This window comes from Kitasatospora sp. MAP5-34 (assembly GCF_029894335.1).
Taxonomy (GTDB): domain Bacteria; phylum Actinomycetota; class Actinomycetes; order Streptomycetales; family Streptomycetaceae; genus Kitasatospora.
The window spans coordinates 344,622-356,891 of record NZ_JARXZC010000001.1; the positions used below are offsets into that span (position 1 = coordinate 344,622).

Annotated in this window: 10 protein-coding genes and 1 pseudogene; 8 read left to right on the forward strand and 3 right to left on the reverse strand. The window is 71.7% G+C overall.

The genetic code is table 11. The annotated features are described in order from the left end of the window. Positions 1-80: 80 nt before the first annotated feature. Positions 81-1,517: an MBL fold metallo-hydrolase gene (locus tag P3T29_RS01595; protein WP_280714368.1), complete on the forward strand. Its 1,437-nt coding sequence runs from the start codon at positions 81-83 to the stop codon at positions 1,515-1,517. An 84-nt stretch (positions 1,518-1,601) separates the two neighbouring features. Here P3T29_RS01595 and P3T29_RS01600 read toward each other — a convergent pair whose 3' ends face one another. Continuing rightward, a complete protein-coding gene (locus P3T29_RS01600) occupies positions 1,602-4,328 on the reverse strand; it encodes a bifunctional GNAT family N-acetyltransferase/acetate--CoA ligase family protein (protein ID WP_280714369.1) in 2,727 nt (908 codons plus the stop codon). A gap of 248 nt (positions 4,329-4,576) precedes the next feature. Here P3T29_RS01600 and P3T29_RS01605 point away from each other — a divergent pair, with 248 nt between their 5' ends. The 5 genes and pseudogenes from P3T29_RS01605 to P3T29_RS01625 form a co-directional block, all read left to right on the forward strand. Beyond that, positions 4,577-7,015 (forward strand): glycosyl hydrolase family 65 protein, encoded by a 2,439-nt coding sequence (locus P3T29_RS01605; protein ID WP_280714370.1) that lies wholly within the window; start codon positions 4,577-4,579, stop codon positions 7,013-7,015. Between the two features lie 167 nt (positions 7,016-7,182). Further along, a complete protein-coding gene (locus P3T29_RS01610) occupies positions 7,183-7,614 on the forward strand; it encodes an Hsp20/alpha crystallin family protein (RefSeq protein WP_280714371.1) in 432 nt (143 codons plus the stop codon). A 68-nt stretch (positions 7,615-7,682) separates the two neighbouring features. Continuing rightward, entirely contained in the window at positions 7,683-8,198 is a 516-nt protein-coding gene (locus P3T29_RS01615; RefSeq protein ID WP_280714372.1) for a flavodoxin domain-containing protein, read from the forward strand. Positions 8,199-8,332: 134 nt separating this feature from the next. Continuing rightward, positions 8,333-8,995: a pyridoxamine 5'-phosphate oxidase family protein gene (locus P3T29_RS01620; RefSeq protein WP_280714373.1), complete on the forward strand. Its 663-nt coding sequence runs from the start codon at positions 8,333-8,335 to the stop codon at positions 8,993-8,995. 72 nt (positions 8,996-9,067) lie between these two features. Next, positions 9,068-9,220: pseudogene (locus P3T29_RS01625) on the forward strand (DUF1918 domain-containing protein); the annotation flags it as partial. Positions 9,221-9,391: 171 nt separating this feature from the next. On the opposite strand, the gene P3T29_RS01630 reads toward P3T29_RS01625, so the two are convergent. Both P3T29_RS01630 and P3T29_RS01635 read right to left on the reverse strand, forming a co-directional pair. Next, complete coding sequence (locus P3T29_RS01630) at positions 9,392-10,048, reverse strand: CBS domain-containing protein (RefSeq protein ID WP_280714374.1); 657 nt, start codon at positions 10,046-10,048, stop codon at positions 9,392-9,394. Positions 10,049-10,246: 198 nt separating this feature from the next. Beyond that, the gene (locus P3T29_RS01635) at positions 10,247-10,522 is read right to left on the reverse strand and encodes an SHOCT domain-containing protein (protein WP_280714375.1); all 276 of its coding nucleotides are present in this window, start codon (positions 10,520-10,522) and stop codon (positions 10,247-10,249) included. Positions 10,523-10,805: 283 nt separating this feature from the next. Between P3T29_RS01635 and P3T29_RS01640 the strand changes: the two genes are divergently transcribed. Beyond that, on the forward strand, positions 10,806-11,801 hold the full coding sequence (locus P3T29_RS01640; protein WP_280714376.1) for a nitroreductase family protein: 996 nt from the start codon (positions 10,806-10,808) through the stop codon (positions 11,799-11,801). Next, positions 11,788-12,252 (forward strand): pyridoxamine 5'-phosphate oxidase family protein, encoded by a 465-nt coding sequence (locus P3T29_RS01645; protein ID WP_280714377.1) that lies wholly within the window; start codon positions 11,788-11,790, stop codon positions 12,250-12,252. The genes P3T29_RS01640 and P3T29_RS01645 overlap by 14 nt, the downstream gene beginning before the upstream one ends. The last annotated feature ends 18 nt before the right edge of the window (positions 12,253-12,270 follow it).

The window sequence follows — 12,270 nt, forward strand, 5'->3', positions numbered from 1 at the left end:
GGCCTGGGTGTGACAGTGGACGGGGATGGGGGTTTCGTTCGCTCGCGCGGCGCAGCCGCGCCAAGCAGAAGGCGGTCACCATGGAGACCAGCGACACCGGCCCGCAGCCGCAGCCCGCTCCGAGGCTCCGGCCGGGCCTGTTGACCTTCCTCGGTGGGGTCGGTACCGTCACCGGCAGCAAGTTCATGGTCGAGACCGACCACGCCCGGGTGCTGATCGACTGCGGGATGTTCCAGGGCATGGCCGAACTGCGCCGGCGCAACTGGCGACCGCTGCCGCTGGACGCCGCTGATGTCCACGCGGTGGTCCTCACCCACGCGCACCTGGACCACTGCGGCTACCTGCCCCGTCTGGTCAAGGAGGGCTTCCACGGTCACGTGGTCTGCACGCCCAACACGGCCCGGCTCGCGGAGCTGGTGCTCCGCGACAGCGCCCACCTGCTCCAGGAGCAGGCCGAGCACGCCAACTACCACGGCTGGTCCAAGCACCGCCCCGCCCAGCCGCTCTACGACGACAAGGACGTCGACCGTGCGCTGAGCCTCTTCGAGCCCGTCCCTGTCGGCACCGAGACCGAGATCACCGAGTCCACCGTGCTGCGCCTGCACCACGCCGGGCACATCCTCGGCTCGTCCTGGGCCCACCTCACCCTGGAGGACGGGCACACCATCGCGGCCAGTGGCGACCTCGGCCGGCCCGTCCACCCGCTGCTGCGCCCGCCCGAGCCGTTCACCGGCGCCGACGTGCTGCTGATGGAGTCCACCTACGGCAACCGGCACCACGACGAGCGTGGCTCCCGGGCGCGCTTCGCCGACGCCCTGACCCGCACGCTGGCACGCGGCGGCACCGTCGTCATCCCGTCCTTCGCGGTGGACCGCACCGAAATCGTGCTGCACGAACTCGCCGAGCTGCGCCGGGCCGGGCGGTTGCCCGCCGCAGTGCCGGTGTTCGTGGACAGCCCGATGGCGCTCGCCGCGCTGCAGATCTACCGGGACGCGTTCGCCGAGCAGGCCCCGGAACTGCGGTCCGGCCTGACGGGCGACGGCGGGGCTGCTTTGGACCCGGCGCCGTTCACGGCGGCGCGGACAGTGCAGGAGTCGAGCGCGATCCAGCGCTCGGGCATGCCGTCGATCATCGTCTCGGCCTCGGGGATGGCCACCGGAGGGCGGGTCGTCCACCACCTGCGCCGGGTGCTGCCGGATCCGCGCAACACCGTCCTGATCGTCGGGTTCGCCGCGCTGGGCACCCGGGCGAGGGATCTGGTGGACGGGGCTCGCACCCTGAAGATGTTCGGCACCTACGTGCCGGTACGTGCCGAGGTGGTGAACGTCCCCGGATTCTCCGCCCACGCCGACGCGGGCGAGATCCTCGACTGGCTGGGCTCCGCCCCGCCGCCGAGCGCGACCTACCTGGTGCACGGGGAGCCGGAGGGTTCCGAGGCGCTGCGCGATCGGATCGACCGCGAACTCGGCTGGACGGCCGTGGTGCCGCGCTCGGGCGAGCGGGTGCTGGTCCAGTGAGGCGACGTGCATCCAGTGAGGTGACGTGCACGATCCGGGACGTGGCGGTGTCGCCACGTCCCGGTTCTGGCTGTTCGCCGGCACTCAGTTCTCCGCCGGGCGTCGCAGCTGGCGCAGGTACGGGTCGAACGGGTGCCGGGGTTCGAGCCGTATCCGGGCGTCGACGCAGAGCAGGGCGTCCGGAGTGGCGATGATCGGGTTGAGGTCGGCCTCGGCGAGCTGGGGCAGGTCGTCGGCCAGGCGGGAGAGCCTGGCGAGCAGGTTCTGAACGGACGTCAGATCGACGGTCGGGTGGCCGTGGGCTCCGAAGAGCAGCGGGGCGCACCGCAGTTCGGTGGTCATGGCCTGAAGGTCGTTCTCGGTGAGCGGGGTGAGGCGGGCGGTGCGGTCGTCCAGCAGGTCGGTGGCGGTGCCGCCCATCCCGAAGAGGATCAGCGGGCCGAAGACCTGATCCTGGACGATCCCGGCGAGGAGTTCGGTGCCCGACGCGGCCATCGGCTGGACGACCACGCCGGCCAGGCGCTCGCCGAAGCGGCTCTCGAAGTCTCGGAACGTCGCCCGGACCGACGCGTCGTCACCTGGTCCGAGGTGCACCGCGCCGACGGCGCTCTTGTGGACCTGGCCGGGCCAGTAGGCCTTGAGCGCGATCTTGCCCTCGTGCCCGAGCTGACGCATGGAGCGGGCGGCGAGTACCGCGGCGTGCTCGTCGGGGGCCCAGACGGAGGTGGTGAGTGGCAGGTTGTAGTGATCGAGGAGGTCCGCGGTGAGGGTGGGGTTGAGCCAGCCGCCGTCGGGGTGTGCGTCGAGGAAGCGTGCCACCAGCTCCTTGGCGGCCTGCGGGTTGCAGTCGTGGACGGCGGGTTCGGAGCCGGGCGGTTCGGCGAGCCAGCGGGCCCGGTCGCGGGCGTGGGCGAGGGCGCGGGCGGCCGACTGCGGGTCGGCGTAGACGGGGATGCGCGCGCCGTCCGGGCAGTCGAGGTAGCGCACCGGGACCTCCTGGCCGAGCAGCACGGCCGCGACCGGGATGCGCCGACGGCCGGGCCCGTCCAGCAAGGCGCGCAAGGGGTCCTGCTCGGGGCTGGTGGTCAGTGCGGTCGGGACGAGGCAGACCAGCAGCGCTTCGACGGCCCGGCTGCCGGTCAGCATGTCCAGGCAGGTGCGCAGCTCGGCGGGGCCTACGGCAGCGGTGGTGTCGACCGGATTGGCGGCTGACGCGCCTGCGGGGAGAAGTTCGGCCAACTCGAGTGCCAGGTGGGCGGGGAGTTCGGGGAGTTTGAGCCCGTAGTCCACGCAGGCGTCGGCGGCCAGTATCCCCACGCCGCCGGCGTTGGAGACCACGGCGATGGCGGCCCGCGCGATGGGCAGCGGCTGGGCGTGCAGCAGGGCGGCGGTCTCGACGAGTTCGCCGATACCGTGGGTGGCGGTGATGCCGGCCTGGCGGAACAGGGCTTGGCGGGTGACGGTCGGGGTGGCGGCGGCAGCGGTGTGCGAGGCGGCTCCCCGGCGGCCGGCGGCGGAGCGTCCGGCGTCCACGGTGAGTACCGGGAACCTGCGGGTCACCCGGCGGGCGGTGCGGGAGAAGGCGCGGGGGTTGCCGAAGGACTCCAGGTGGAGCAGGGCCAGGTCGGTGTGGTCGTCGCTCTCCCACCACTGCAGCAGGTCGTTGCCGCTGACATCGTACTTGTCGCCGAGCGAGACGAAGTCGGACACCCCGATGCCCAGCCAGGTCAGCCGCTCCAGCAGGGCGATGCCGACGCCACCGGACTGTACGGCCACACCGGCGGTGCCGGGCAGCGGCCAGGCCGCGCCGAACTCGGCGTCCAGGCGGACGGCGTCGTCGGTCACCGCGATGCCCAGGCAGTTGGGGCCTACCAGGCGCATGCTGTGCCGGCGGCAGCTGTGCAGCAGCTGCCGCGCGTCGGCGCCCCCCAGGCCGGAGGTGAGCACGACCAGGGCGCGGACACCCGCCTGGCCGCACTCCTCGGCGGCACTCGCTACCACGCCGGGCGGCACCGCGAGCACCGCCAGGTCGGGGGTACCGGGCAGTTCGCTCAGCCCGGGATACACCGGCTCGCCCCCGATACTCTCCGCGAACGGGTTGACGGCCCACACCTCGCCCTTGAAACCGCCCTGCCGGATCTTCTCCAGGACCGTTCGGCCGACCGATCCAGGGCGCCGCGAGGCGCCGACCACCGCGACGGAGTGGGGCCGCAGCAGCGGCACCAGGCTCGCCACGTCCGCGCTGCGCCCCCGCTCCTCCACGGCACTGCGATAGTGCTCGTCCCTCTCGTCCAGCGGAACCCGAACACGGATCTCACCCTGGTCGAGGTGGCGGTGCACCCGAAGCCCGAGGTCCGCGAAGACCTTGTGAACGGCCCGGTTGCCGGCGAGGGTGTCCGCCTCGATGGTGAGCACGCCCTGCTCGCGCGCCGCGTGCAGCAGGTGCTCCAGCAGCAGGGTGCCCACGCCATGGTGCTGCCACTGGTCGGCCACCGCCAGCGCGATCTCGGCGGTGTCGGGGCGGTTGGGCATGGTCTCGTAGTCGGCGGCGCCGACGAGTTCCCGGTCCACCCAGGCGCCCAGCGCCAGGAACCCCGGACGCGCACGTGCGCACAGCCGGTCTGCGGCCAGCTGCGGGGCCAGGCGGCTGGCACCGAAGAAGCGCTGTCGGCGGCTCTCCTCGGACATCCGCACGGCATGCAGGTCGTACGCCGCTTCCCGGTCGGCGGGCCCCAGCGGTCGGATGGTGGCCGTGGTGCCGTCGGAGAGCAGGGCCTCCAGAGTCGGCGGGCGAGGCTGGACAGTGGACATTCGGGGCTCCCAGGGCTCTGCGCCGCCGTGCCGCGGCGCCCGGCCGGGCGGGCACGGAGGCCGTGTCACGCCGGGTGCCCGGGCGTGGCACGCCCAACCGGTCACTCCCAGCCTCGGCCAGGACCGGCTCAGCCGCACAGGGCCGGTCGGCCCACTCCGCTGGGCTGGTGAGGTCTTCTGCGGCCACGCCCGCCGACCGGCAGACTGGGCTGAGGACGTGCGGCGCCGCGCCCGGTGAGGGAGAGTCCGTGGACAGCGAAGACCAGTCGGACGAGCCGGCCGAACGGGCTGCCGAACCGGACCCGTGGGTGCTGGCCTTCGACGGCTTCGACCCCGCGGACGAGGGCCGCCGGGAGGCGCTGTGCGCGGTGGGCAACGGCTACCTGGTCAGCCGGGGAGCCGCTCCCGAGTCCCCGGCCGACGGAGTTCACTACCCCGGAACCTACCTGGCGGGCTGCTACGACCGGGTCACCTCCGTCCTCGACGGGGGCGAGGTGGAGAACGAGGACCTGGTCAACTGTCCCAACTGGCTGCCCTTGACCTTCCGGGTCGCGGGCACGCGGGAGTGGTTCGGTGGTGACACGGCGACGGAGGTCAGGTCGCAGCGGCTGGACCTCGACCTGCGGCGCGGTGTACTGACCCGGCGGGCTCTGGTGGTCGACGCCCTGGGCCGTCGCACCCGCCTGGTGCAGCGGCGGATCGCCAGCCTCGCCCAGCCCCACCTGGTAGCCCTGGAGACGATCCTGGTTCCGGAGAACTGGTCGGGCCGGCTGGAGGTCCGCTCCGCGCTCGACGGTACGGTGGCCAACACCGGCGTGGCCCGCTACCGGGGACTGACCAGTCGTCACCTCACCGCCGTCGGCCAGGGAACGGACGGTGAGGAGCTGCTCTGGCTCCAGACCCGCGCCACCGGATCGCCCCTGCACGTCGCGCTGGCGGCCCGGACGCGGCTGCACCGTGACGGTATCCAGCCGACGGCCGACTGCCAGAACGAGTTCCGGGACGGCTGGGCCGCCCGGACCATCACCGTGGACGCCGTCACCGGCCAGCCCGTGACGGTCGAGAAGACCGTGGCCATGTACACCTCCCGCGACCCCGCCGTCGACGATCCGGTGCGCGCCGCCGTACGCCTGGCATCGCACGCCGACAGCTTCGAGGACCTGCTGCGCGCGCACGCACTGCGCTGGGAGGAGCTGTGGCGCCGCTGCCGCACGGACGTGGACTTCGCCGACGTCGGCGCCCTGCACCTGCATTTGTTCCACCTGCTGCAGACCTACTCCGAGCACACCGCCGACCTGGACGCCGGGATCCCGGCCCGGGGATGGCACGGCGAGGCCTACCGCGGCCACATCTTCTGGGACGAACTCTTCGTGCTCCAGACACTCAACCTGCGCCTGCCGGAACTCAGCCGCGCCGTCCTGCGCTACCGATACCGGCGCCTCGACGCGGCCCGACAGGCCGCCCGCGAGGCCGGGCACCGAGGAGCCATGTACCCGTGGCAGAGCGCGAGCGACGGCACCGAGAAGGCACCGCGCCTGCACCTCAACCCGATGTCGGGCCGCTGGCTCGCGGACCGCAGCCACCTGCAGCGCCACGTCGGCTCGGCGGTCGCCTACAACGTCTGGCAGTACTACCAGGCCACCGGGGACCTCGACTTCCTTGCCACCACCGGGGCCGAGATGCTGCTGGAGATCGCCCGCTTCTGGGCCGACACCGCCGCCTACGACCCGCAGCAGCAGCGGTACACGATCCGGGGCGTGATGGGCCCTGACGAGTACCACGACGGCTACCCGCAGTCCGAGCGGCCCGGCATCGACGACAACACCTACACCAACGTGCTCGCCTCCTGGGTGCTCGCCCGCGCGCTCGACTCCCTCGACGCCCTCCCCGGCTACCGCCGCGACGAACTCCGCGAGCGCCTGGCCCTCGACTCCACCGAACTCGACCGCTGGCAGGACGTCAGCCGCCGACTGCACGTGCCCTTCCACGACGGCGTGCTCAGCCAGTTCGCCGGCTACGAGCGGCTGGCCGAACTCGACTGGGAGGAGTACCGACGCCGCTACCCGGACATCCGCCGCCTCGACCGGATCCTGGAGGCGGAGGGCGACAGCGTCAACCGCTACAAGGCGTCCAAACAAGCCGACGTGCTGATGCTCTACTACCTGTTCTCCGCCCGGGAGATGCGCGACCTGCTGCGCCGCCTCGGCTACCCGGCCGGACACGAACTGCTCCACCGGACCGTCGACTACTACCTGCCACGCACCGTGCACGGCTCGACCCTCAGCTCGGTCGTGCACGCCTGGGTCCTGGCCCGCTCGAACCGCACAGCCTCCTGGCGCTTCTTCCGCGAGGCGCTCGCCGGCGACCTCCACGACGTACAGGGCGGCACCACCGCCGAGGGCATCCACCTGGGCGCCATGGCGGGCACCGTGGACCTGATGCAACGCTGCTACACCGGCCTCGAGACCCGGCAGGACGCGCTCTGGCTCGACCCCCACCTGCCCGAATCCCTTGGCCGCCTGGAGGTCGAGCTGCGCTATCGGGGCCACTGGGGTGTGGTTGTCACGGTGGCCCGACGCCAGGTGACCGTGAGCCTGCGACCGGGGCAGCACATCCCGGTCCGGATCGGCTTCCGTGGTTCCCTCACCACCGTGCGACCGGGCGAGAGCCGCACGTTCACGCTCTGACGCGTCAGCGGTACTGGGTCATCGACCGAGGGGCTCGGCGGATGAGGGCCGAACGGCCCCGGAACAGGACTGAACGCCCCATGACATCGACCAACCGGCGAGGGAGGGTGAGAAGGCAAGGACTTGGATCTTTCCCACGGCGCCTCAGCGCCGGAGAGGAGGCCATCATGGCTGGATCTCTGCTCCCTCGGCACCGGGTGATGCTGCCGGACCTGATCGACTGGCTGGGGTCGGGCTTCCCCACCCTCCCGGTGCGTGGTGGCCCCGACCTCCACCCGATCCCGATCGAGGTGACCGAGGAGGACGGTCACTACGTCGTGCGCGCCGAGCTGCCGGGCATGGACCCCGAGCACGAGATCGAGATCACGGCTGAGGGCGATGTCCTCACCGTCCGGGCCGAACACACCGAGAGCAAGCAGGACAAGCAGCACTCGGAGTTCCGCTACGGCTCCTTCCAACGGTCCGTACGGCTGCCCGTCCCGATCCCGGAGGAGGGCGTCGAGGCCGACTATCAGGACGGCATCCTCACCGTCCGCGTCCCGCTGGCCGAACAGGCCAAGGAGACAGCTCGCAGCATCCCGGTCAAGCGGCCTGAATGAACACACCTCGCGGCCGGGCCTGCGGATCCGGCCGCACACCGCCCCCGCACAGTCAGGAGGACCCGTCAATGAAGACCAACCGGATACTCGTGGCCTACGGCAGCAAACACGGCGCCACGGCCGGAATCGCAGAAGAGATCGGCAAGTCGCTGCGCGAGGACGGCTTCGACACAGCCGTGGTCCCCGCCAGAGACGTCCAGGACGTTAAGGACTTCGACGCCGTGGTGCTCGGCAGCTCCCTATACGCCGGCCACTGGCACCGCGACGCCCTGCGCTGCGCCCACCGCAACGCCGAGGCGCTCAGCGAGCGCCCCGTGTGGCTGTTCAGCAGCGGCCCGGTGGACAGCTCGGCCGAACAGCACGACATCCCGCCGGTGCGCGGCGCGGCCAAGGAGATGGAGCGCCTGCACGCCCGAGGGCACGTCACCTTCGGAGGCAGCATCACCGCCACAACCCCGGGATGGATCGCCCGCACGCTGGTTCGGCACGACAAGGCGGGCGACTTCCGCAACCCGGAACGCGTCCAGCACTGGGCCCACGAAATCGGCGCCGAGCTGCGGGCACAGGGGAACGGCGGCCGGTAACCCGGCCTCGGAGGGGGGAAGTGGGCTCGTGGACGCCCGTGCCACCCAAGGTGGCAGCCACCCCCACGCCTTGATCGGATACTCACGCAGGATGTGGCCCCCGGGGCCGCGCAACGAGAGGACAAAGAGGAGTCATGTCTGAGAACACGTCGTCCGCGCTCGGCTCCGGGGACTTCGGCAGACGAGTGGCACAGCGGCGCAGACAATTGGGGCTCACCCGCGAGGAGACAGCGGAGCGTGCGGGTATGGCACCCAACTTCCTGGAGTACCTGGAGACACGGCCTGCGGAGGTCGAAACTGGAGCCCTACTACGGCTTGCTGGTGTGCTGGAGACCTCGGAGTCGGAGCTGCTGGGCGGCAACGTCGACCAGCCGCCGGGCCGGGCCGACGCCGCCGCCAGACCGCTTCTGGAGGCGCTCGGTCCGGCGGAGTGCTGGGCCCGGTTGGCGGAGCGCGGTGTCGGCCGAGTGGCGTTCTCCACCTCGTCCGACCCGATCGTCCTTCCCGTGAACTACCAGGTGCTGGACGGGGCGATCGTCTATCGCACGGCTTCGGGAAGCGTGCCGGCTACAGCCATAGGCCACCGGGTGGCGTTCGAGGTAGATCACATGGACGAGGCCCTCAGCCAGGGCTGGAGCGTGCTGATGATCGGCCCCGCCGAGCAGATCACGGGGCCCGCCGAGACTGGCCGCCCGGCACACGGACCCGGGCCGACGCCCTGGCCCGGCGGGCGACGAGACGTATGGGTACGGATCGTGCCGGACACCGTCACCGGCCGCATCATCCGGGTGCAATGAGGCTCCCGGGTGCGCGCTGTTGGCATGCCGCGAGCGGGCGCCTGCCCGGCGCCCGGACGGAAGGAGGCCGCAATGAGAGCGACCGTAGGTGACCGGCTCGTTGTGGAGGGCTCCACCATCGGCGCGCCGCGCCGGGATGGCGAGGTCGTCGCGCTGCACCACGAGGACGGCAGCCCGCCGTACGACGTGTGGTGGTCGGACACCGGGCGAACCACGTTGGTGTTCCGTTGGTGTTCCCCGGTCCGGCGCGCACATCCACCATTTCGTCCACGTTCAGCACGCCGAGCCCGGTGCCCGAATAGCACGCACCAATTCGTAGCCAGGCGCCCTGTTCGGTGGGTCGGGCGATCGTCCGTAATGTGCCGACGGCAGCCAGACGGCCTTGGGGAAAAGGGGTCAGCTGGATGTCTGGGGACCGGCCAGTCCGACGTCGTCGATCTCCCAGCGCAGGTCGTCGGCGACGCTGACGACGCCCTCGACGGCCCGCACCCGCTCGCGCAGCCGGTCAGCTTGATGGTGGTGGACAGTCCGGGCGTCGAGCGTCACCCGGCCGCGTACACAGTCGACCCGTAGGGTCGAGGCCACCGTGCCGAGGTCCGGGGTCAGCGCGACTGCCTCGACTTCCGCGCGAATGGCGGCGTCGTCGCGGCGCAGCACGTCCAGCAAATCGCAGAGGCATACGATCCCGGTCAGCTGCCGCCGGGCGTCGACCACGGGCAGATGGTGGACGCGGTGCCGCATCGCCAGCAGAGCCGCCTGCTCCACGGTTGTCCGCTCGCGGACGGTCACGGCCGGAGTGGTCATCAGTTCACCGGCCTCGATGGCCGCCGCCTTGCGCCGGATCGCTCGCACAGTCCGGGACTCCCACAGCATGGACCGATGAGGCAGTGCCTGGACGGCGAGTTTGGCGAGCAGGTCCGAGGCGCAGACCATGCCCATCACGTGCCGCTCGCGGTCGACCACGGGCAGCATGTCGTGGTGATGCTCCTGCAGAGCGGAGACGACGACGGCGAATCCGGCTCGCGGATCGATCGCGACGACCTGACGTGCCATCACCTCGCCAACCCGGGTCAGGTGCGGGAGCCCGTCCGACGACCCGCTGCCGGTGCGTGGGCGCGTCGGGCGTTTCCCGATCGCGTCAGTGGCCCGATCCCGCGCCGTGCTCGCCCTCTCGGCAGCGTCGGCGGACCTGGACGGTCTGTGCAGCCGTACGGTCATCGCACTCGCCTCTCTTTCTCCGGCCCGCGCGGGTCAGTCTCGATCTCGCAGAGTCTTCAGCCGACGTCGGTACTCGTCGTCGATCTCGCCGCGGGCGTAGCGCTCTGCCAGCAACCGCTCCGGGTCCGGCTGATGCGCGGGCTGGTGGCCGCCGGGGACCTGGTGGTCGGCGGGATGGCGGTCACCGAGCCGGTGGTACGCCATGACCGCCAACAGGGCGACCAGGATCACGAAGGCCACGATGACCAGCGTCATCAGCCCGTACCCCCAGCCGCTCATGCCCCCGTGGTGGTCGAAGTCGTGGATCATCGTGTGCCTCCCGGGCCGACCCCCCCGCAGGTGTCCCTCTGATCACTTTGCCCCCGAGTTGGGGGCCTGGACAGGGCCGGTCGGCACGGGAGGCGGGACCGAGCGGCCCCCGTCGCGGCACGGGAGGAACGCCGGATCCGCCGCCGGGGTGCTCCCCAGGTTCGTGGCTGGTGCCAGGTGGCCGCTGGATCAGGGCCGGTTGGCCCCTCCTTGGATGGCCTGCCACGCGCAGGATGAGCAGTGGGAGGAGAGATCTCCCTCCCGCACGGCGGAGGAGGCCCTCATGCTCACCTCGACTCTCGACGCCGCAACCCTGGAGAAGCTGGTCTCCGCCGCAGTCGCGGCACCGTCCATGCACAACACCCAGCCCTGGCGCTTCCGATTCCGTCCCGAGACCACCACGCTGGAGGTCCGGGCCGTTCCGCAGGCGACACTCCAGGTCAGCGATCCGGCAGACCGCGCCGTGTACGTCTCGGTCGGCGCGGCCGTGTTCAACCTCCGGGTCGCTGTCCGACACCTGGGCCGCGAACCTGTTGTGCGACTCCTGCCGCATCCGGCGGAGCCGGACCTGCTCGCCGCGGTCCGCCTCGCGGGCCCGACTCGCACCGCCGCCGCAGGTCAGCCGGACCTCCATGAAGCGATCTGGCGACGGCACAGCAGCCGCCTTCCCTTCTCCGACCAACCCGTCGACCCCGCTGTCCTCGCCGAACTCGCCGAGGCCGCCCTCGCGGAGGGAGCCGAACTCGACCTGCCGAGTGAGGCGGAGGTCCACCGGCTGCTGGCGGTGACCGCAGAGGCTGAGCGGCGCAACACCACCGAGCCCCGGCGCAGTGCCGAGAGCCGCCACGCGATCCACGGAGCCGATGACGGCCCGTACGGCATTCCGGCGGCGGCGCTCGGCCCGCAGGATGTCCATGGCCGATTGCCGGTCCGGGACTTCTCCGCCATCCGGCCCGCCGAGCACCTACCCCCGGCCCTCTTCGAGCGACACCCCTGCATCGGCCTGCTATCGACCGCGCACGACGAGCCTGCCGACTGGTTGCGCGCGGGCCAGGCACTCGAACACGTCCTGCTACTCGCCACCGCGCACGGTCTGCAGGCGTCTCTGCTGCACCAGGCCATGGAGTGGCCGGACCTGCGGTGGTCCCTGCGCGACCCGCGCCATGGTCCGGGCCACCCCCAGATGCTGATCCGCCTGGGGTACGGGCCCGATGGGGCAGCGACGCCCCGCAGTGCGGCGGCCGACGTCCTGGACGGAGGACCCGATGCCCCCGCCTGACGCGCCCAGGACGACGCGATTCCTCACCGGGCAGCAGGGAGAACCGGGCGATCAGTTGCCCCGGGACGTCTGCACGCGCGCGCAGAGCCTGGACCTGCTGCGCCAGCAGGCGGTCGGACGTCTCATCCACACCGAGGACGCGATGCCGGCCGTCACGCCGACCTGCTATGCCGTGGACTCCGAGGACGCCGTGGTCATCCCGCTGCCCATCGGCTCACACCTCGCCGCCTCGCTGGAGGACGTGGTGGTCGGATTCCAGGCCGACCTGCTCGACGGACAGACTCTCCAGGGCTGGACCGTCCTGATCATCGGCCGTTCCCACCTACTCACGGATCCTGCCCAGCTCGCCGACCTGCACCAGCACGGCCCGCAACCGTGGGGCCGCCGCGCCGCGCACTCGTTCCTGCGGGTCGATCCGGAACTGGTCTCCGGCTCGCGGCTCGGACTCTGAGGCCGCGGCCCCTGCTTC

Excerpts from the sequence above, each read along its gene's own strand:
- P3T29_RS01600 (WP_280714369.1), bottom strand. The coding sequence starts at position 4,328 with ATGTCCACTGTCCAGCCTCGCCCGCCGACTCTGGAGGCCCTGCTCTCC.
- P3T29_RS01635 (WP_280714375.1), bottom strand. The coding sequence starts at position 10,522 with ATGATCCACGACTTCGACCACCACGGGGGCATGAGCGGCTGGGGGTAC.
- P3T29_RS01640 (WP_280714376.1), top strand. The coding sequence starts at position 10,806 with ATGCTCACCTCGACTCTCGACGCCGCAACCCTGGAGAAGCTGGTCTCC.
- P3T29_RS01615 (WP_280714372.1), top strand. The coding sequence starts at position 7,683 with ATGAAGACCAACCGGATACTCGTGGCCTACGGCAGCAAACACGGCGCC.
- P3T29_RS01610 (WP_280714371.1), top strand. The coding sequence starts at position 7,183 with ATGGCTGGATCTCTGCTCCCTCGGCACCGGGTGATGCTGCCGGACCTG.
- P3T29_RS01630 (WP_280714374.1), bottom strand. The coding sequence starts at position 10,048 with ATGGCACGTCAGGTCGTCGCGATCGATCCGCGAGCCGGATTCGCCGTC.
- P3T29_RS01645 (WP_280714377.1), top strand. The coding sequence starts at position 11,788 with ATGCCCCCGCCTGACGCGCCCAGGACGACGCGATTCCTCACCGGGCAG.
- P3T29_RS01620 (WP_280714373.1), top strand. The coding sequence starts at position 8,333 with ATGTCTGAGAACACGTCGTCCGCGCTCGGCTCCGGGGACTTCGGCAGA.
- P3T29_RS01595 (WP_280714368.1), top strand. The coding sequence starts at position 81 with ATGGAGACCAGCGACACCGGCCCGCAGCCGCAGCCCGCTCCGAGGCTC.